This is a genomic window from Microbacterium sp. NPDC003461, from assembly GCF_053588335.1.
In genome coordinates this window covers 1-19,097 of record NZ_JBSFPT010000042.1, presented here as the reverse complement: position 1 = coordinate 19,097, position 19,097 = coordinate 1, and the positions used below count along the sequence as shown (strand labels likewise).

Below are 19,097 nucleotides of genomic sequence, written 5' to 3'. Positions count from 1 at the left end.
CAGCAACCGATGGGTGGGACCCGCGGTTCCCCCTCGGTTGCTGAACGGAGCGGCCGGAGGCCGCGGAGATGAAGCGACCACCGCAAGCCCGCGGTTCCCCTCGGTTGCTGAACGGAGCGGCGGAGCCGCGGAGATGAAGCGACCACTGCAAGCCTGCGGTTCCCCTCGGTTGCTGAACGGAGCGGCGGAGCCGCGGAGATGAAGCGACCACCGCAAGATCGTCGGCTCGCTCACAGCGGGGGTTCTCACCGTCTGCGACATCACTCGCTGTGGATCCGTGCGGACGCGGCTCGCCTCGCGCGTACGGTCCGTGACATGCCGTACCTCTACATCCTCGAGTGCCGGGATGGGACGTACTACACCGGCAGCACATGGGACCTTGACCGCCGCCTGTGGCAGCACGAGAACGGACTGGGAGCGGCGTACACGCGGCACCGGCTGCCGATCCGGCTCGCGTGGAGCGAGCACTTCGAGCGCGTCGAGGAGGCCTTCGCGTGGGAGAAGCGGATTCAGGGCTGGAGTCACGAGAAGAAGCGGCGCTTCATCGAGGGGAATGTGCCCTCGGTGCGCGCGTACCTGCGGGAGCGCCGGGAGCGCTGAGTCGCGTTGCGGTGGTCGCTTCATCTCCGGCCGCTTCGCGGCCTCCGTTCAGCAACCGATGGGTGTGACCCGGCGGTTCCCCTCGGTTGCTGAACGGAGCGGCGCAGCCGCGGAGATGAAGCGACCAGTGCAAGCCCGGGTGGAACAGGGGGGACGGTACCGCGCAAGCCCCTCGGCGGCGACGGGACGATGTCGCAGGCTGGCGGCATGAGCAATCGAGATGACGCGAAGAAGCCGCTCGACCACCTGCCCCCGAAGGAGGAACGCGAGGGCGACGAGGTCGAGCAGCCGAGCTATCCCGGCAGCGATGCTCCGGAGGGCGGATCGCAGGCCTCGCCCGAGACCGCGGCGGAGCCGGACGAGCCCGCACGCCACGGCGTGGCGAAGCTGCCGCCGCACTAGGAGAGCGGCCCGCGCGGCGCGGCGGCTCGCTCAGTCGAAGATGTCGCCGATGAGGCCGCCGAGCAGGAGGCCGCCGACCACGGGGCCGAGGAGGTCGCCGCCCCCGCCGCCGAAGCCGCCACCCCGGCGGCCGCCGCCGCGTCCGCCCCAGCCGCCCCAGTCGTCCGGGCGGTCCTGGTCGATGTCGCGCTGGGCCAGCTGCAGCGCCTCCTGCGCGAGCTGGCCCACCCGGCGGGCCAGCAGCAGTGCCTGCTCGCGGGTGTCCTCGTCGGGGATCATCCTGTCGACGTCGAGGCGCAGGCGCTGCGCCTCCGCCAGGCGCGTGCGGGCGTCGGCGCCGATGTAGCCGCGATGACCCGAGATGAGGCTGTTCGCCACGCCGATCGTGCGGTCGGCCGAGTCGAGCTCGTGGCGCACGTGCTCGATGGACGGGATCGGGCGGGCGGCGCGCTCGCGCGCCTTCGCCACCGCGGCATCGAGCGCGGCGTTCGCATCGCGCAGCTTCGCGAGGTCCTCGAAGGGATCGGAGGGGGTGCCGGGTCCGGGCAGCGCCGCGAGGGCGCGCTCGAGGTTCGCCATCGCCTGCAGCACCTCGGGGGTCTGCGGGGCCGTGCGGGCCTCGACGATGTCGGAACGCGAGTCGGCCACGACGTCGGCGAGCGTGGACTGCGCGCGCATCGCCTCGATCTCGAAGTCCTCGACGCCGTCGATGATCGTGCGGGCGCGGCGCACGGCCTCCGTCGCCGTCTCGAGCGCGACGAGCGCCTCCTCGGTGCGGCGGGCCTCGCGGCGGCGCGCGGAGACGTCGGCGGAGTGCACGGCGAACTCCAGCAGCTGCTCGGCCTCGTCGGGGTTGGCGGAGACGCGGTGAAGCGCCGCGGCGCTGTAGCGGCCCGACAGTCGCTCGACCGTCGTGCGGGTGCCGGGGATGCGGGCGCGCAGCTCCTCGGCCTCGCGGCGCACGGTCTCGAGGATCTGCGGGGCCTGGCGCACCTTGTCGACGGCGGCCTTCAGCTTCTCGGTGCGCTCGTCGAGCACGTCCTCGGCCCACTCGCACAGCTGGATGATGCGCGCGTTGCGCGTGCGCAGCTCCTCGGGGGTGTCCGGGATCTCGTCGTGGTTCAGCTGGTGCAGCTGGAACGCCTCGGCCATGTGCGTGCGCACCGCCTCGAGCCCCGCGCGGATGTCGGCCGTCGGGCCGTCGCCGAGCTCCGCCGCCGCGAACGCCACCTCGTCGGAGGTCGAGCGGATCCGCTCGTCCGTCGCGACAAGCGCCGCCTGCGCGCGGCGCGCGAGCGACGCGTCCTCGGCCGCCTGCTGCTCGTCAGCCTCGCGCTTCCGCCTGCCCCAGAAACCCGCCATGAGTCGATCCTACGGTTGCGTTGCGGCGGTCGCTTCATATCCGGCCGCTGTGCGGCCTGGCGTTCCGCGACTGCGGCGCGTGGACCCGCCGTCCCGCACCCATCGCGCGATGGTCCGCGCTCATGCGCGCACGGCCTTCGCGGGGCGGCCGCGCTTCGGCCGATCGGTGGACAGCTCCAGGTCGAGGGCGCGCTGCGGGTGGGCCCGCAGGCGCTGCTCCGTGTGGTCGAGCCACTGCACCTCCGCCTGCGCGGCGAAGATCATGGAATCCACGACGAGCGACCACGCCAGCTCCTCCGGGCCGTCCGGCGAGGCGCCCGCGTACTTCGCGCGCTGCAGCGTCTGCAGCTGCGACAGCGTCGCGCGCCGCTGGGTCTGGATGACCTCGGCGACGTCGACGCCGGGCAGCGTGGCGGCCAGGGCCAGCTTGATCGCGAGCTCGTCGCGCGTGCCCTGGCCCCGCTCCACGGGCGAGGCCAGCCACGAGGTGACCTCGGCGCGGCCCGCGTCGGTGATCCGCCAGAAGACGTGCCCCTGGTCGTCGGCGTCGTCGCGGCCGACGAGCCCGTCGCGCTCGAGGCGCTCGAGCGTGTTGTAGATCTGCCCCACGTTGAGCGGCCAGGTCGACCCCGTGCGGCGGTCGAACTCCGTCCGCAGCTGGTAGCCGTAGCAGGGGCCCTGATCGAGGATGGCGAGCAGGCTCTGGCGGACCGACATCGGCACTCCGTTCGCAAAGGATTTCCGGGTATGTATGTGCCGAGTATATGCATACCTGGAAAGCCCCGCTCGCTCCTGCGTGAGCGGCGAGCCTGAACCGCCATGCAGAGTTCCCCGGATGTTCACCCACGACGGCGGGGTGTCGGCGCCGCCGCGCTCAGGCGCGGGTAACTTGGGGGCCATGGCTGAGACAGCCGGGTCGGCGCGCACCGCCGAGTACTCCCGCCCGAGTCACCTGCTCGTCCACCTGAGCGACACGCACCTGCGCGCGCACGGCGGCGTGTTCGACATCGACGCCGCCGCGCACCTGCGGCGGATCCTCGATCAGCTCGAGGCCTCCGGCGCCCGCCCCGACGCGATCGTGTTCACGGGCGACCTCGTCGACCTGGGCGAGCGCGAGGCCTACGCGCAGCTGCGGGCGATCGTGGAGCCCGCCGCCGAGCGGCTCGGCGCGCGGGTCGTGTGGGTGATGGGCAACCACGACGACCGCGACGGCTTCCGGCGCGAGCTGCTGGGCGCGTCGGGCACCGATCCCGTCGACGCGGTCTACGACATCGACGGCCTGCGCCTCATCGTGCTCGACACCTCGGTGCCCGGCGCGCACCACGGCGAGGTGTCGCAGGCGCAGCGGGACTGGCTGCAGCTGGAGCTGTCGATCCCCGCTCCGCACGGCACGATCCTCGCGATGCACCACCCGCCCGTGCCGTGCGTGCTGGATCTGGCCACGATCGTGGAACTGCGGGATCAGCGCGCGCTCGCCGACGTGCTGCGCGGCACCGATGTGCGCTCGATCCTCGCCGGCCACGTGCACTTCTCGACGACCGCGACGTTCGCGGGCATCCCCGTCTCCGTCGCGTCGTCGAGCTGCTACACGCAGGACCTCGCCGTCGCCGACGGCGGCATGGCGCCGCGCGACGGCGCGCAGGCGTACAACCTCGTGCACGTGTACGACGAGACGATCGTGCACTCGGTCGTGCCGTTCAGCGACGCCCCGCCGGCCGAGGTGACGACGGCCGACGAGACGCGCCGACGCCTCGAGGCCGCCGGCGTGGTGATCCGCGACTCCACGCGCGCCCGCGCCGACCGCATCGCCCCGCCGACGGCGCCCCTTCCCGTCCTGGGCTGAGTCGCCGAACCCGCACTCGATCGCCGAACCCGCCCCCGATCCGGCGCGGGCTCGCGGATCGAGCGCGGGCTCGCGGACCCTCACCGTCTGGGCTGAGCCGGCTCAGCGCTCCCAGGGGGCCTTGACGGGGAAGTACGCCTCGAGGGTGTCGCGCACGACGCGCTCGCGCAGCTCCTCGGGGATCTCGGGCACGCTGCCGTCGTTGAGGCAGAACATGTCGGCATCGCGCCGCTCCAGCAGCTTCTCCAGCCGGGGCAGTGCCGCGGCCTGCGTGGTCTGGATGTAGCGCGTGCGCGGCACCGAGGTCGGCAGCGCGCGTCCCGTGAACGCCGCGTAGTAGTGGTACAGCGAGTTCGTGACCGACACGTCGGTCGCGCTCCGGAAGCGCGCGGCGGCCGTGCGGCGGATCTCCTCGGGGAACTCGCGCTCGAGCTCGAACATCACGCTGCGGCGGTGGGGCGTGGCGCAGTGCTGCAGATCGCGCGTGATGACCCGGCCGAAGCGGCGCTCGAGCACCTCCCGGTTGACCCTGGCGGCGTTGTCGTGGCCGCTGCGGTGCGTGCGCGAGGGTCCGATGCCGATGCGCACGTCGCACTCGACGAACTGCGTCAGCCCGGAGGCGGTGAAGAACAGCTCGGGGCGCACGGGGCGGCCGAAGAACATGTCGTCGTTGGAGTACAGGAAGTGCTCCGCGATGCCGGGGATGCGGTGCAGCTGCGCCTCGACGGCGTGCGAGTTGTGCGTGGGCAGCACGCTCGGGTCGGCGAAGAACTCCTCGCTGCGCACGATCCGCACCTTCGGGTGGTCCTTCAGCCACGCCGGGGCGGGGCTGTCGGTCGCGATCCAGATCGTGCGGATCCACGGCGCGAACATGTGCACGCTGCGCAGGGCGTAGCGCAGCTCGTCCACCTGGCGGAAGCGGGCGGCGTGGTCGTCGCCGTCGCCCACGACGTAGGCGCCCAGGCGCTCGGCGCGCTTGCGCTGGAACTCGCTGGAGGATCCGTCCACCCACGAGAAGACGATGTCGACGTCCTCGGTGAACTCGTGCGCGAGGGGCGTGAACATGCCCCGCAGCGTGCGCCACGAGCGGCCGTGCTGTTCCACCGTCTCGAACTCGAGGTCCTCGGCGGCCATGTGCCGGCGGGTGAGCGCGTTCGGCCGCGGCGCCGTGACCTGGCCGGCGTCGAAGTGCCAGAACTCCACGCGGATGCCCGTCTCGTGCCCGTAGCGGAGCGTGCCGGCCGCGGCCACCGACGCGGGGCGCTCGCCGGGGACGATGCGGGGCCGGAACAGCGTGGCGACGTCGTGCCGGCCGAAGGCGCGCGCGGCGTCGCCCTGCAGCGGCACGAGCCGCCCGCCCGGCCGGCGCGCGACCCACGGCTCGCCGTCGGACGCGCGGGAGAGCGCGGTCAGCGCCGCCTGGCGCTCGGCGGCGGGCACGGCGAGTGCCGGCCGCCCGCTGGATCGGCGCAGCAGCAGCGGGGCGAGGCCGGCGTCCTCCAGGATGTCGGCGAGGGCGAGCAGATCGGACGTCTGGGCTTCGAGAGGCGTCGCGGATTCGACGAGGTGCGGGAGCCCCGTGAGCACGCGCGTGCGCGCGTCGGGGATGGTGTGGTCGCGTCGCACGTCGTCGAACGGCGTGTGCTCAGTGCCCAGAAACGTCATCGATCACCTCGGATTCTCCTCACGGCCGCGGCCGTCGTCGACAGAGCATCGGCGCCGGAGGGCGCCGGGGAGGGCCGCCTGCGCGGCCCGCGTGCCGTCCCCGCGATCCGTCGTCGGTGACGCGGAGGGGAACGGTGGACGTACAGATCGTAAACGATCCAGGTTGCGCGCATATTTCCTGATGATGGGGGACCGCCGCCAGGCTGGGAAGCCACTGACGCGACCCCGGGTCACGACGGATAGCATGGCCGTGTATGCCCGTTCCCGGATGGGGCGGGAGGCGGCGCACCAGAGCGCTGCGATCTACGAGGAGATGTCACGTGGCGAACCCCTTCGAGAAGCTGCTCCGCGCCGGTGAAGGGCGTGTGCGCAGGCGGCTGCAGCAGGTCGTGCGCGCCGTCGGCGCCCTCGAGGAGGACTACGAGTCCCTCACCGACGACGAGCTGCGGAACGAGACGGTCGAGCTGCGGGCGCGCTACGAGGCCGGCGAGACGCTCGACCAGCTGATGCCCGAGGCCTTCGCGGCCGTGCGCGAGGCCGCCAAGCGCACGCTCGGCATGCGCCCCTACGACGTGCAGGTCATGGGCGGCGCGGCCCTGCATCTGGGCAACATCGCCGAGATGAAGACCGGTGAGGGCAAGACGCTCGTCGCCACGCTGCCCGCGTACCTCAACGCCATCGCGGGCAAGGGCGTCCACGTCATCACCGTGAACGACTACCTCGCGTCGTACCAGGCCGAGCTCATGGGCCGCGTGTTCCGCGCCCTCGGCATGACCACGGGCATCATCGTGTCGGGCCAGAAGCCCGCCGAGCGCCGCGAGCAGTACGCCGCCGACATCACGTACGGCACGAACAACGAGTTCGGCTTCGACTACCTGCGCGACAACATGGCCTGGCGCAAGGAGGACATCGTCCAGCGCGGCCACTTCTTCGCGATCGTCGACGAGGTGGACTCGATCCTCATCGACGAGGCCCGCACGCCGCTCATCATCTCGGGCCCCGCGCAGGGCGACGCGAACCGCTGGTTCACGGAGTTCGCCAAGATCGCGCGCACGCTCGAGGAGGGCGTCGACTACGAGGTCGACGAGAAGAAGCGCACCGTCGGCGTGCTGGAGGCGGGCATCGAGAAGGTCGAGGACTACCTCGGCATCGACAACCTCTACGAGTCGGCGAACACCCCGCTCATCTCGTTCCTGAACAACTCGATCAAGGCGCTCGCGCTGTTCAAGCGAGACCAGGACTACGTCGTCATGAACGACGAGGTCATGATCGTCGACGAGCACACGGGCCGCATCCTCGTGGGCCGCCGCTACAACGAGGGCATCCACCAGGCCATCGAGGCCAAGGAGGGCGTGCCGGTCAAGGCCGAGAACCAGACGCTCGCCACGGTCACGCTGCAGAACTACTTCCGCCTGTACGAGAAGCTCTCGGGCATGACGGGCACGGCCGAGACCGAGGCCGCCGAGTTCATGTCGACCTACCAGCTCGGCGTCGTCCCGATCCCGACGAACCGTCCCATGGTCCGCAAGGATCAGTCGGATCTCGTCTACGCGACCGAGCAGGGCAAGTTCGCCCAGGTCGTCGACGACATCGTCGAGCGGCACGAGAAGGGCCAGCCCGTGCTCGTGGGCACGGTGAGCGTCGAGAAGAGCGAGTACCTCTCGCGCCTGCTCGCCAAGAAGGGCATCCGCCACGAGGTGCTGAACGCGAAGAACCACGCGCGCGAGGCCGAGATCGTCGCGCGCGCCGGTCGCCTGGGCGCCGTGACGGTCGCGACGAACATGGCCGGCCGCGGCACCGACATCATGCTCGGCGGCAACGCCGAGTTCCTCGCCGTGCAGCGGATGAAGGAGAAGGGCCTCGACCCGAAGGAGACCCCGGAGGAGTACGAGGCGGAGTGGGACGCCGTCTTCGCCGAGACCAAGGCCGAGGTCGAGGAAGAGGCCGCCAAGGTCCGCGAGGCGGGCGGCCTGTACGTGCTCGGCACCGAGCGTCACGAGTCGCGCCGCATCGACAACCAGCTCCGCGGTCGCTCCGGCCGCCAGGGAGACCCGGGCGAGAGCCGCTTCTACCTGTCGCTGCAGGACGACCTGATGCGCCGCTTCGGGCGCGGCTCCACCGACGCGCTGCTGGCGCGCGGCGTGGACGAGGACGTCGCGATCGACTGGAAGATCGTGGGCCGGCTCATCAAGAGCGCTCAGTCGCAGATCGAGTCGCGCAACGCCGAGTCGCGCAAGAACGTGCTCAAGTACGACGACGTGCTCAACCGCCAGCGCGAGGCGATCTACCGCGACCGCCGACGGATCCTCGAGGGCGACGACATCAAGGACCGGGTGCAGCACTTCCTCGAGGACGCCATCACGTCGGTGGTGGACGAGCACACGGCGGGCGGGCACAGCGAGAGCTGGGACTTCGACGCCCTGTGGGCCGAGCTGAAGACGATGTACCCCGTGGGCGTCACGATCGAGGAGGTCGTGGCGGAGGCCGCGGGGCGCAAGGGCGGCATCACCGCCGAGGGGCTCAAGCGCGAACTCATCAGCGATGCGCGGATCGCCTACGCCAAGCGCGAGGAGCAGCTCGGCGAGGCCGCGATGCGCGAGCTCGAGCGCCGCGTCGTGCTGCAGGTGCTCGACCGCCGCTGGCGCGACCACCTCTACGAGATGGACTACCTCAAGGACGGCATCGGCCTGCGGGCCATGGCCCAGCGCGACCCGCTCATCGAGTACCAGCGCGAAGGCTACACGATGTTCCAGTCGATGATGGGCCAGATCAAGGAGGAGTCGGTCGGCTACCTCTTCAACCTCGAGGTCGAGGTGCGCCGCGCGGGCGACGGCGAACAGGCCGAGGTCGAGGCGAAGGGCCTGTCGGAGGAGCAGGGGCCGCAGCAGCTCGAGTACTCGGCACCCAGCGAGGACGGCGACATCGAGGTGCGCAACGACCGCGGCCAGGTGCAGACCGCGCCCAAGGCCAAGACGCCCCGCACGGCGGGCGCCGCGAAGGCCGCCCCGCAGAGCGCGTTCGGCCAGGCGGCCGACCAGGCCGCGCAGCAGCCCGCGGGCAACCGCGCCGCGCGCCGCGCCGGCCGCAAGAAGTAGCCGGGGCGCCGGCCCCCGAGCGGTCCACGGGGTGCGGATCGGCCCGGTCCCGTCGCGGGGACCGGGCCGACCGCGCGCGTATCCTGATGCGATGAGCCTTCGCCCCCTCGACCAGTCCTCCAAGCTGAAGAACGTCCTGTACGAGATCCGGGGCGCGGCACTGGCGGAGGCGGCGCGGCTCGAGGCCGAGGGCCACACGATCCTCAAGCTGAACACGGGCAACCCGGCGATCTTCGGCTTCGAGGCGCCGCATCAGATCGTGCGCGACATGATCCGCGCCGTCCCGAACGCGCACGGCTACAGCGACAGCCGCGGCATCGTCGAGGCGCGCCGCGCCATCGTGAGCCGCTACGAGAACGTGGCGGGATTCCCCGCGTTCGACGTGGACGACGTGTACCTCGGCAACGGCGTGTCCGAGCTCATCACCATGACCATGCAGGCGCTGCTCGACCAGGGCGACGAGGTGCTGATCCCCGCGCCGGACTACCCGCTGTGGACGGCCATGACGAGCCTGTCGGGCGGCACGCCCGTGCACTACCTGTGCGACGAGGAGAACGGCTGGCAGCCGGACCTCGACGACATCCGCGCCAAGATCACCCCGCAGACGAAGGCCCTCGTCGTCATCAACCCGAACAACCCGACCGGCGCGGTGTACAGCCGCGAGCTGCTGGAGGGGATCGCCCAGATCGCGCGCGAGCACTCGCTGCTGCTGCTGTCGGACGAGATCTACGACCGCATCCTGTTCGACGAGGCCGAGCACATCCCCACCGCCTCGGTGGCGCCCGACCTGCTGTGCCTGACGTTCAACGGCCTGTCGAAGACGTACCGCGTGGCCGGCTACCGCTCCGGCTGGGTCGTGATCACGGGGCCCAAGAAGCACGCGGCCGGGTTCCTCGAGGGCATCCAGCTGCTCGCCTCCACGCGGCTGTGCGCGAACGTGCCCGCCCAGCACGCCGTGCTCGCGGCGCTCACCGGGGTGCAGTCGATCGACGCCCTCATCGCGCCGGACGGGCGCCTGCACGAGCAGCGCGACGTGGCGTGGGAGGGGCTGAACGCCATTCCGGGCGTCTCGTGCGTGAAGCCGCGCGGCGCGCTGTACGCCTTCCCCCGCCTCGACCCCGAGGTGCACGAGATCCACGACGACAAGAAGCTCGTCTACGACCTGCTCGTGCGCGAGCACATCCTCCTCGTCGAGGGCACGGGGTTCAACTGGCCCACGACCGACCACCTGCGCGTCGTCACGCTGCCCGAGCCCCGCGTGCTCGCCGAGGCGATCGAGCGCCTCGGCAACTTCCTCGCGAGCTACAGGCAGTGACCGGCGCTCAGTCGGCGAGCCCCAGCACGTCGAGCATCCAGGCGAGCTGGAAGGCGCGCTCGCGCCACGAGTTGTAGCGGCCGCTCACGCCGCCGTGCCCGGCGACCATCTCGCACTTCAGGAGCACGTCGGCGCCGACCTCGCGCAGGCGCTGCACCCACTTGGCCGGCTCCACATACAGCACGCGGGTGTCGTTGAGGCTCGTCATGGCGAGGATGCGCGGGTAGGTCACACCCTCGCGCACGTTCTCGTAGGGCGTGTACGACTTCATGTACGCGTAGACCTCGGGGTCGTGCAGCGGGTCGCCCCACTCGTCCCACTCGATCACCGTGAGCGGCAGCGAGGGATCGAGGATCGTCGTCAGCGCGTCGACGAACGGCACGTCGGCGAGGATGCCCGCGAACGCGTCGGGGGCGAGGTTCGCCACCGCGCCCATGAGCAGGCCGCCCGCCGATCCGCCCTCCGCCACGATCCGGTCGGGCGTCGTGTACCCGTTGTCGGCGAGGTAGCGGGCGACGTCGACGAAGTCGGTGAAGGTGTTGCGCTTGGCGCGCAGCTTGCCGTCCTCGTACCACTGGCGCCCCAGCTCGCCGCCGCCGCGCACGTGGGCGACGGCGAAGAGCACGCCGCGGTCGAGCTCGCTCAGCCGCGCCACTGAGAAGCCGGGGTCGATCGAGTGCTCGTACGAGCCGTAGCCGTACAGGTGCACGGGGCGCGGCGCCGCTCCCGGCTCGCCGAAGGATCGCTTCCACACGAGTGAGACGGGGATGCGCGTGCCGTCCGCCGCGGGCACCCACAGGCGGGCCTGATCGTAGTCGGCCGGGTCGTAGCCGCCCAGCACCTCGGCCTGCTTGCGCAGGTGCAGCTCGCCCGTGGCGACCTCGTACTCGTACACCGTGCCGGGCGTCGTGAACGAGCCGTAGCCCAGGCGGATCACGGGCGGCGCCCACTCGGCGTTGCCCGAGGCGCCCACGGCGTAGAGCGGATCGGCGAACTCCAGCTCGGTGAGCACGCCCGTGGGGTAATCGAGCAGCGCGACGCGCGGCAGCCCCTCGCGGCGGTACTCCACGACGGCGAAGTCGCGGAAGCAGTCGATGTCGAGCAGGCGACGGCCCGGCTCGTGGGCCAGCACCACCTCGGTGTCGGTGGGGTCGGACAGCGGCGCGCGCACGAGCTCGAAATCGAGGGCGCCGTCGTTGTGCAGGATGTAGAGCCAGTCCTGGTCGTCGACCACCGCGTGGTCCACGCCGTACTCGACGCCCTCGCGGCGCGGCCACACGACGCGCGCGCCGGCGGTGGGGTCGGCGGCGTCGAGGATCGACACCTCGCTCGTGATGCTCGATCCCGACTCCACCAGCAGGAAGCGCTCGCTGCGCGTCACGCCCGCGCCCACCCAGAACCGCTCGTCGTCGTCGCCGTACAGCTCGATGTCGCCGCTGCCGTCCGGCTCGCCCACGCGGTGCAGCCACACCCGGTTCGGGCGCCACGCGTCGTCGACCGTTGTGTAGATGAGGTGCCGGCCGTCGGGCAGGAAGTGCGCGCCGCCGAAGGCGCCCTCGATGACGTCGGGCAGCGTCGCGCCCGTCACGAGGTCGCGCACGCGGATCGTGTAGCGCTCGTCGCCGGTCACGTCGACGGCCCACAGCATGCGCGTGCCGTCGTTCGTCACGTCGAACGATCCGAGCGAGAAGAAGGAGTGGCCCTCGGCCTCGACGTTCGAGTCGAGCAGTACCTGCTCGCCCGGCACGTCCACGTCGGGGGAGAGGACGGGCGGGGTCCAGTCGTCCGGCGAGGCGATCGGCGCGCGGCACTGGATGCCGTACTGCTTGCCCTCCACGGTGCGGCCGTAGTACCACCACTCGCCCCGGCGGCTCGGCACGCTCAGGTCGGTCTCGCGCACGCGTCCCTTGATCTCCTGGAAGAGCCGCTCGCGCAACGGCTCGAGCCGCGCGAGGGCGGCATCGGCATGGGCGTTCTCGGCCTCGAGCAGCGCGATCACCTCGGCGTCGTCCTTGGCGCGCAGCCACTCCCACGGATCCTCGAACGTGTCGCCGTGGTGCGTGCGGGCGACGGGGCGCTTCGGCGCGATCGGGGCGGACGGGACGGGCACGGGGACGGCTTCGGAGGTCACCCGATCCACGGTAGTTGGTGTTCTTTCCGGCGGTGTCATCCGCCCGGTCTACGATGCCCCCATGCAGTTCGGCCGGCACGCTCCCGCGATGCGCACCCTCGTCCACCTCAGCGACACGCATCTGCTCGCCGGGGGAGCGGCGCTCGGCGGCCGCTACGCCGTCGAGGAGCACCTGCGCGAGACCCTGGCCCGCGTCGAGCAGCTCGAGCAGCGGCCCGACGCGCTCGTGTTCACCGGGGATCTCACCGACCTCGGCGAGCCCGACGCGTACGCGCGGCTGCGCGGCATCGTCGAGCCGGTGGCCGAGCGGATGGGCGCGCCCGTCGTGTGGGTCGCGGGCAACCACGACGAGCGGCCCGAGCTGCGCCGCGACCTGCTGGGGCTCGACCCCACCGGGGAGCCCGTGACCGGCGTGTGGGACCTCGGCGGCCTGCGGCTCATCGCGCTCGACTCCACGGTGCCGGGCTGGCACCACGGCGAGGTCGACGCGGCGCAGCTCGAGTGGCTGCGCGACGAGCTCGCGACGCCGGCGCCGCTCGGGACGATCCTCGCCCTCCACCACCCGCCGCTGCCCAGCCACGTGCCGCTGTTCGACATCCTCGAGCTGCGCGAGCAGGACGCCCTCGCCGACGTCATCCGCGGCACGGATGTGCGGGGCATCCTGGCCGGGCACCTGCACTACTCCATGAGCGGCACGTTCGTGGGCGTTCCCGTGAGCGTCGCGGCGGCCACGTGCTACACGATGGACGTCGCCCGCGCCGGCCGGCGCGTGAACGGCATGGACGCCGGGCAGTCGTTCCATCTCGTGCACGTGTACGACGAGGTCGTGACCCACACGGTCGTGCCGGTGGCGGCGGCCGAGTCCGGCGACTACTTCACGCCCGAGTGGTACGAGCGCATGGCCGCGCTCAGCCCGCAGGAGCGCCTCGAGCGCTTCTCGCGCAAGCCGCCGCGGGGCTGATCGCCCGCCGCCGCGCCGGTGCTCACGGAGTTCCCGGGCGGCGCGGATAGGCTCGCCGTGTGGCAGCACAGACGCGCACCGAAACCGATTCCCTGGGCTCCCTCGAGGTGCCCGCCGAGGCCTACTGGGGCATCCATACCGCCCGCGCGATGGACAACTTCGACATCTCGCGCCGCCCCATCTCGGTGTATCCGGAGCTGATCGTCGCACTCGCGATGGTGAAGCAGGCGGCCGCGCGGGCGAACCGCGACATCGGGGTGCTCGACGCCGAGCGCGCCGATCTCATCGACCGCGCCGCGCAGCGCGTGATCGACGGCGAGTTCCACGATCAGTTCCGCGTGGGGGTGATCCAGGGCGGGGCGGGCACCTCGACGAACATGAACGCCAACGAGGTCATCACGAACATCGCCCTCGAGCTGGCGGGGCGCGAGAAGGGCGACTACGCCTGGCTCTCGCCGAACGACCACACCAACCGCAGCCAGTCCACGAACGACGTGTACCCCACGGCCATCAAGCTCGCCGTCTCGTTCGTGCACGTCGCCCTCCTCGAGGAGCTCGACCTGCTGCGCCGGTCGTTCCTGGCCAAGTCGGTGGAGTTCCGCGACGTGCTCAAGGTGGGGCGCACGCAGCTGCAGGACGCCGTGCCGATGACGCTCGGGCAGGAGTTCCATGGCTTCGCGACGACGATGGGCGAGGACCTGCAGCGGCTGCGCGAGAACGCCGCCCTGCTCACCGAGATCAGCATGGGCGCGACGGCCATCGGCACGGGCGTGACGGCACAGGCGGGCTACGCCGAGGCCGTGCGGCGTCACCTCGCCGAGATCAGCGGACTCCCGCTCACGACGGCGACCGACCTGGTCGAGGCGACGAGCGACATGGGCGCGTTCATGTCGTTCTCGTCCTCGCTCAAGCGCAACGCCATGAAGCTGTCGAAGATCTGCAACGACCTGCGGCTGCTCTCCTCCGGCCCGCAGGCGGGCCTCGGCGAGATCAACCTGCCGGCCAAGCAGGCCGGCTCCAGCATCATGCCGGGCAAGGTCAACCCGGTCATCCCCGAGGTCGTGAACCAGGTGGCGTTCTCGGTCGTCGGCGCCGACATCACCGTGACGATGGCCGCCGAGGCGGGGCAGCTGCAGCTGAACGCCTTCGAGCCCGTCATCGCGCACTCGATCCTGCAGTCCATCACGTGGATGCGCCAGGCCATGCGCATGCTCCGCATCCACTGCGTCGACGGCATCACCGCCAACCGCGGCCGGCTCGGGGCGATGGTCGGATCGTCGGTGGGCGTCATCACGGCGCTCACGCCGTTCATCGGCTACTCCGCCGCCGCGGCCCTCGCCAAGACGGCGCTGCTCACGGGCCGCAATGTGGCCGACCTCGTCGTGGAGGCCGGGCTCATGACCCGCGAGGAGGTCAGCAAGCAGCTGCGCCCCGAGCGGCTGTCGGGCATCGAGCCCATCACGAGCGCGATCCCCGTCATCTCCCCGGAGGACCTGCCCTAACCGGTAGATCCCCGCTGCCCGCGAACCCGCCCTCGATCCGCGAACCCGCGCCGGATGGAGCGCGGGTTCGGCGAGCGAGCGCGGGTTCGGCGGGAGGGCGAGGGGATCAGTCGACGATGCGGCAGTGGGTGGTCAGCTCGCCGATGCCGTCGACGCCGACCGTGACCGTCGTGCCGTCCTGCAGCAGCACCTGGGGTGTGCGCGAGAAGCCGGATCCGCCCGGGCTGCCCGTCGAGATGAGCGTGCCGGGCAGCAGCGTGATGCCCTGCGAGAGGTGCGCGATGAGCGTGGCGACCGACCGGACCATCTGCCCCGTCGATCCGTCCTGCAGCAGCTCGTCGCTGATCCGGGTCCAGATGTGCAGGTCCTGCGGATCGGCGATCTCGTCGGCCGTCACCACGTCGGGGCCCACGGGCGTGAAGCCGTCGAGCGACTTGCAGCGGCTCCACTGCGCCTCGGAGTACTGGATGTCGCGCGCCGAGATGTCGTTGACCACCGTGTAGCCGAACACGAAGTCCAGGGCCTCGTCCTCGCTCACATCCCTGGCGGGGCGGCCGATGATGACGCCGAGCTCCGCCTCGTAGTCGACCGCGCCCGTGAGGCCGCGCGACCACGTCGTGGTGCCGTCGTGCCCGGCGAGCGAGTTCGGCCACAGCGTGAACACCGTCGGCGTGGCATCGGTCTTGAGGTTCAGCTCGCCCGAGTGGGCGGCGTAGTTGAGGCCGACCGCCATGATCGCCGGCGGGCGCAGCAGCGCGGGGGCGTATCCGGCGTCGGCGAACGCGACGCGCTGGCCGCGCCCCGCCGCGAGCGCCTCGCGGATGCCCGTCAGCGCGTCGGGGCCGGCCGCGACGAGCTCGTCCAGCGAGCGCGGCGCATCGTCCACGAGCGTGGCGACCGGGACCGCCTCGTCACCCTCCTTGACGACGAGGGTGGGCGCGGAGGCGCCGGGCAGCACGAGGTGGGAAAAGCGCATCGCTCCATTCTAGGAGGGGCATCCCCGGGGCCGTGGCGCGCGGGTGAATGCGCGGTGTCGGCGCCCGCCGGGTGGGGAGAAGTGCCCCTGCGGGCGCGCCCGCGCCGCCCATAGAGTGAGACGCATGACATACGCGGGCGGAGACACCGGGACGCCGCTGCAGGCGCCCATGCACGCATGGCCGTCGCCCCTGGCGCAGCCCCCGCATGCGCTCCCGGCGACGATCCCGCCGGCCGCGCCGCAGGAGGCGCACCTGCAGCTGCCGCCCGTGCCCACCAAGGGCAGGGCGCCGTGGCTGTGGATCTGGATCCTGCTCGCCGTGCTCGCCGTCGCGGTCGCCGGCTACTTCGTCGCCTCCCTGGGCGTGCTCGGCGTGGCGATCACGAGCGTCGTCGCCCTCGTCCCGTTCGCCGGGGTCATCCTCACCGTCACGCTGGTGATCGATCGCTGGGAGCCCGAGCCGCGCTCGCTCATCATCTTCGCGCTCGCGTGGGGCGCGATCGCCGCAATCGCCCTGACGCTGCTCACGATCCCCGTGCTCGATGCGATCGCCGGCGCGTGGGGCATGGATCCGTTCCTCGCGGAGATCCTCTCGATCATCCTGCGCGCGCCCCTGCTCGAGGAGGGCTGGAAGCTGCTCGGCATCCTCCTCGTGCTGTGGATGGCGCGCAACGCCTTCGACGGGCCGGTGGACGGGATCGTCTACGGCATGCTCATCGGCGCCGGGTTCGCCTTCACCGAGAACATCCAGTACTTCGTGATCGCGCTCTACACGGGCGGCTTCGAGGGCGTCGCGCACAACTTCTTCATGCGCGGCGTGCTCTCGCCCTTCGCGCACGCGATGTTCACGGGCGCGATCGGCCTCATGATCGGGCTGGCCCGGCGCGGCGGGCGCAGCGTGCCGCTGTTCGCCCTGCTCGGCTACGGCCTCGGCGTCGCGCTGCACATGCTCTGGAACGCCTCCGCGGTGCTCGACATCTTCCTTCCGAACTCGTTCTACACGCTCTACGCGCTCGTGGAGGTGCCGATCTTCCTGCTGTTCATCGGGTGCATCGTGCGGCTGCGCAGGGAGGAGATGCGGCTGACGCGCGAGCGGCTGGGCGAGTACGCCGGCGCCGGATGGTTCACCTGGCAGGAGGTCGACATGCTCGCGACGGCGGCGGGCCGGCGCGCCGGCAGGCGCTGGGCGATGACGCGCAGCGCGCGGGCCGTGGCCCTCATGAACTCCTTCATCCGCGACGCGACGGCCCTCGCGATGGCGCGTCAGCGCGCGCTCACCGGCCGCGACCCCGGCGCCATCGAGGACGAGCACCTCCTGCTGCACCGCGCCGCCGCCACGCGGCGGGCGATGCTCGCGTCCTGAGCGCGCGGGGTCTTGACACGCCCCGGTGCGCGGGCGCATCCTGGGTGCAGATCACATTCAGCGCCCGGTCGACTCGCAGACATCGTCGCGGCCCGGGCGCTGAATGCTGTCGCGACCACGACGAACCGCCGGTTTCGCTGTCGGGAGAACCGCGTGTTCATCCGGACCCTCCGTGTTTGTATGGACGCATGAGCGCAGACCGCACCAAGCCCGAGTTCGACGCACCCGAGGGCCCCGCGCCCTCCGAGCTCGTCATCCGCGACCTCAGCGTGGGCGACGGCGCCGAGGCGAAGCCCGGCGACACCGTCACCGTCCACTACGCGGGCGTCGAGTACGAGACCGGCGAGGAGTTCGACTCCTCGTGGAACCGGGGCGAGAGCATCCAGTTCCCGCTGCGCGGCCTCATCCAGGGCTGGCAGGACGGCATCCCCGGCATGAAGGTCGGCGGACGCCGCGAGCTGGTCGTCCCGCCGCACCTCGCGTACGGCCCCGCCGGCGCCGGCCACTTCCTCAGCGGCAAGACGCTGATCTTCGTCATCGACCTCATCGACGTGGCCTGAGTCGTCGATCCACCCGAGGCGTCCCGCGCGATTCGTCGCACGGGGAGCGTCGCTGTTTCCCAGATATTCATCCGCCGCTCGGGAATATATGCGGGCGCATAGGTATTGTCATGCGTACACCGCCGTCACCGGCACGACTTCTACGAGGAGAGACATGACCATCGAGATCCCCGGCTACCGTCCCGGCACCTACGCGATCGACCCCGCGCACAGCGAGGTGGGCTTCACCGTCCGTCACATGATGATCTCGAAGGTCAAGGGTGCCTTCCACGTGATCGAGGGCACCATCGTCGCCCCCGAGAACCCGCTCGAGGCGAGCGTCACGGCGAAGGCCGACGTCGCCTCGATCAACACGAAGGACGAGGGTCGCGACCAGCACCTCCGCTCGGCCGACTTCTTCGACGCCGAGAACCACCCCACGATCGAGTTCGTCTCGACCGGCGTGCGCCACGAGGGCGGCGACTTCCTCGTCGACGGCGACCTGACGATCAAGGGCGTCACCAAGCCCGTCACGTTCACCGTGGAGTTCGGCGGCTTCGGCGTCGACCCGTGGGGCAATTACAAGGCCGGCGCCACGGGCACGGCCACGATCGACCGCGAGGAGTTCGGCCTCACCTGGAACGCCGCGCTCGAGACCGGCGGCGTGCTGGTCGGCAAGGACGTCACGATCACGCTCGACCTGCAGGGCGCCCTCCAGGCGTAAGCGGCTCGGGGGAGGGGCGGGTGCCGGAAGGTGCCCGCCCCTTCCGCGTCTGCGGGTGGCCGCCCACGTCGCGGTGCGCGACGGCCGCGGCGGCTGGTAGACTCGCTTGGTTGCCGTTTGATCGGCCGCGGAGAAAGAGAGCTCGCGCATCAGGCGTCGGGCGCCGCGCAACGAGGAGAGAGGGGATCGGTTCTATGGCACTGAATGCAGACGTCAAGAAGGCGATCATCGAAGAGTACGCGACGCACCCCGGTGACACCGGTTCCCCCGAGGTGCAGGTCGCGATGCTGTCGCAGCGCATCAAGGACCTCACGGAGCACCTCAAGGAGCACAAGCACGACCACCACTCGCGTCGTGGGCTGTTCCTGCTCGTCGGTCAGCGCCGTCGACTGCTCGGCTACCTCCAGGACATCGACATCGAGCGCTACCGCTCGCTGATCGAGCGTCTCGGACTGCGTCGATAAGGCACGCGCACCAGCGTTCAATCGTCTTCCGGAGAACCCGTCCCAGGTGTGGGGCGGGTTCTTTCTTTTTTAGAAGCGTCTGCGCGCGCTCGGGCCCCCGCTGCGCGGGTGCCGCTCGCGTGCTCGCGCCGGCGCTTCCGCGCCGGCGAGGCGGC

At 71.3% G+C, this 19,097-nt stretch carries 16 protein-coding genes; 11 read left to right on the top strand and 5 right to left on the bottom strand.

Features of this window, described 5'->3' with window-relative positions:
- The first annotated feature begins 315 nt into the window (after window positions 1–315).
- Together ACWDR7_RS12365 and ACWDR7_RS12360 are read left to right on the top strand one after the other, a co-directional pair.
- Window positions 316–600, top strand: a complete 285-nt coding sequence (locus ACWDR7_RS12365; RefSeq protein ID WP_449855197.1) for a GIY-YIG nuclease family protein — start codon at window positions 316–318, stop codon at window positions 598–600.
- A gap of 207 nt (window positions 601–807) precedes the next feature.
- On the top strand, window positions 808–1,002 hold the full coding sequence (locus tag ACWDR7_RS12360) for a hypothetical protein (RefSeq protein WP_449855196.1): 195 nt from the start codon (window positions 808–810) through the stop codon (window positions 1,000–1,002).
- Between the two features lie 30 nt (window positions 1,003–1,032).
- Here ACWDR7_RS12360 and ACWDR7_RS12355 read toward each other — a convergent pair whose 3' ends face one another.
- Window positions 1,033–2,364, bottom strand: a complete 1,332-nt coding sequence (locus tag ACWDR7_RS12355) for a hypothetical protein (protein ID WP_449855195.1) — start codon at window positions 2,362–2,364, stop codon at window positions 1,033–1,035.
- Between the two features lie 120 nt (window positions 2,365–2,484).
- Entirely contained in the window at window positions 2,485–3,081 is a 597-nt protein-coding gene (locus ACWDR7_RS12350) for a PadR family transcriptional regulator (protein ID WP_449855194.1), read from the bottom strand.
- 181 nt (window positions 3,082–3,262) lie between these two features.
- On the opposite strand from ACWDR7_RS12350, the gene ACWDR7_RS12345 reads away from it, so the two are divergent.
- Window positions 3,263–4,207: a phosphodiesterase gene (locus ACWDR7_RS12345; RefSeq protein WP_449855193.1), complete on the top strand. Its 945-nt coding sequence runs from the start codon at window positions 3,263–3,265 to the stop codon at window positions 4,205–4,207.
- A gap of 102 nt (window positions 4,208–4,309) precedes the next feature.
- On the opposite strand, the gene ACWDR7_RS12340 is transcribed toward ACWDR7_RS12345, so the two are convergent.
- The gene (locus tag ACWDR7_RS12340) at window positions 4,310–5,872 is read right to left on the bottom strand and encodes a stealth family protein (protein ID WP_449855192.1); all 1,563 of its coding nucleotides are present in this window, start codon (window positions 5,870–5,872) and stop codon (window positions 4,310–4,312) included.
- Between the two features lie 320 nt (window positions 5,873–6,192).
- Between ACWDR7_RS12340 and secA the strand changes: the two genes are divergently transcribed.
- Both secA and ACWDR7_RS12330 read left to right on the top strand, forming a co-directional pair.
- On the top strand, window positions 6,193–8,967 hold the full coding sequence (secA, locus tag ACWDR7_RS12335) for a preprotein translocase subunit SecA (protein WP_449855191.1): 2,775 nt from the start codon (window positions 6,193–6,195) through the stop codon (window positions 8,965–8,967).
- A 91-nt stretch (window positions 8,968–9,058) separates the two neighbouring features.
- Window positions 9,059–10,282, top strand: coding sequence for a pyridoxal phosphate-dependent aminotransferase (locus ACWDR7_RS12330; RefSeq protein ID WP_449855190.1), 1,224 nt, complete (start codon window positions 9,059–9,061; stop codon window positions 10,280–10,282).
- 7 nt (window positions 10,283–10,289) lie between these two features.
- On the opposite strand, the gene ACWDR7_RS12325 is transcribed toward ACWDR7_RS12330, so the two are convergent.
- Window positions 10,290–12,413, bottom strand: coding sequence for a S9 family peptidase (locus ACWDR7_RS12325; RefSeq protein ID WP_449855189.1), 2,124 nt, complete (start codon window positions 12,411–12,413; stop codon window positions 10,290–10,292).
- Between the two features lie 61 nt (window positions 12,414–12,474).
- On the opposite strand from ACWDR7_RS12325, the gene ACWDR7_RS12320 reads away from it, so the two are divergent.
- Both ACWDR7_RS12320 and ACWDR7_RS12315 read left to right on the top strand, forming a co-directional pair.
- Complete coding sequence (locus tag ACWDR7_RS12320; protein ID WP_449855188.1) at window positions 12,475–13,374, top strand: phosphodiesterase; 900 nt, start codon at window positions 12,475–12,477, stop codon at window positions 13,372–13,374.
- 59 nt (window positions 13,375–13,433) lie between these two features.
- Window positions 13,434–14,876 carry an aspartate ammonia-lyase gene (locus ACWDR7_RS12315; protein WP_449855187.1) on the top strand — a complete coding sequence of 481 codons (1,443 nt, stop codon included), beginning with the start codon at window positions 13,434–13,436 and terminating at the stop codon, window positions 14,874–14,876.
- A 106-nt stretch (window positions 14,877–14,982) separates the two neighbouring features.
- On the opposite strand, the gene ACWDR7_RS12310 is transcribed toward ACWDR7_RS12315, so the two are convergent.
- On the bottom strand, window positions 14,983–15,852 hold the full coding sequence (locus tag ACWDR7_RS12310) for a fumarylacetoacetate hydrolase family protein (RefSeq protein WP_449855186.1): 870 nt from the start codon (window positions 15,850–15,852) through the stop codon (window positions 14,983–14,985).
- Between the two features lie 124 nt (window positions 15,853–15,976).
- On the opposite strand from ACWDR7_RS12310, the gene ACWDR7_RS12305 reads away from it, so the two are divergent.
- From ACWDR7_RS12305 to rpsO, 4 genes are all read left to right on the top strand, one after another.
- The gene (locus tag ACWDR7_RS12305; RefSeq protein WP_449855185.1) at window positions 15,977–17,215 is read left to right on the top strand and encodes a PrsW family intramembrane metalloprotease; all 1,239 of its coding nucleotides are present in this window, start codon (window positions 15,977–15,979) and stop codon (window positions 17,213–17,215) included.
- Window positions 17,216–17,403: 188 nt separating this feature from the next.
- Window positions 17,404–17,775 (top strand): FKBP-type peptidyl-prolyl cis-trans isomerase, encoded by a 372-nt coding sequence (locus ACWDR7_RS12300; RefSeq protein WP_449855184.1) that lies wholly within the window; start codon window positions 17,404–17,406, stop codon window positions 17,773–17,775.
- Window positions 17,776–17,929: 154 nt separating this feature from the next.
- Entirely contained in the window at window positions 17,930–18,478 is a 549-nt protein-coding gene (locus ACWDR7_RS12295) for a YceI family protein (RefSeq protein ID WP_449855183.1), read from the top strand.
- Window positions 18,479–18,672: 194 nt separating this feature from the next.
- The gene (gene rpsO, locus ACWDR7_RS12290; protein ID WP_449855182.1) at window positions 18,673–18,942 is read left to right on the top strand and encodes a 30S ribosomal protein S15; all 270 of its coding nucleotides are present in this window, start codon (window positions 18,673–18,675) and stop codon (window positions 18,940–18,942) included.
- Window positions 18,943–19,097 lie beyond the last annotated feature (155 nt).

Coding starts and splice junctions, on each gene's coding strand:
- ACWDR7_RS12300 (WP_449855184.1), top strand. CDS start 17,404: ATGAGCGCAGACCGCACCAAGCCCGAGTTCGACGCACCCGAGGGCCCC.
- ACWDR7_RS12350 (WP_449855194.1), bottom strand. CDS start 3,081: ATGTCGGTCCGCCAGAGCCTGCTCGCCATCCTCGATCAGGGCCCCTGC.
- ACWDR7_RS12355 (WP_449855195.1), bottom strand. CDS start 2,364: ATGGCGGGTTTCTGGGGCAGGCGGAAGCGCGAGGCTGACGAGCAGCAG.
- ACWDR7_RS12345 (WP_449855193.1), top strand. CDS start 3,263: ATGGCTGAGACAGCCGGGTCGGCGCGCACCGCCGAGTACTCCCGCCCG.
- ACWDR7_RS12320 (WP_449855188.1), top strand. CDS start 12,475: ATGCAGTTCGGCCGGCACGCTCCCGCGATGCGCACCCTCGTCCACCTC.
- ACWDR7_RS12360 (WP_449855196.1), top strand. CDS start 808: ATGAGCAATCGAGATGACGCGAAGAAGCCGCTCGACCACCTGCCCCCG.
- ACWDR7_RS12305 (WP_449855185.1), top strand. CDS start 15,977: ATGACATACGCGGGCGGAGACACCGGGACGCCGCTGCAGGCGCCCATG.
- ACWDR7_RS12295 (WP_449855183.1), top strand. CDS start 17,930: ATGACCATCGAGATCCCCGGCTACCGTCCCGGCACCTACGCGATCGAC.
- ACWDR7_RS12310 (WP_449855186.1), bottom strand. CDS start 15,852: ATGCGCTTTTCCCACCTCGTGCTGCCCGGCGCCTCCGCGCCCACCCTC.
- rpsO (WP_449855182.1), top strand. CDS start 18,673: ATGGCACTGAATGCAGACGTCAAGAAGGCGATCATCGAAGAGTACGCG.
- ACWDR7_RS12340 (WP_449855192.1), bottom strand. CDS start 5,872: ATGACGTTTCTGGGCACTGAGCACACGCCGTTCGACGACGTGCGACGC.
- ACWDR7_RS12330 (WP_449855190.1), top strand. CDS start 9,059: ATGAGCCTTCGCCCCCTCGACCAGTCCTCCAAGCTGAAGAACGTCCTG.
- ACWDR7_RS12365 (WP_449855197.1), top strand. CDS start 316: ATGCCGTACCTCTACATCCTCGAGTGCCGGGATGGGACGTACTACACC.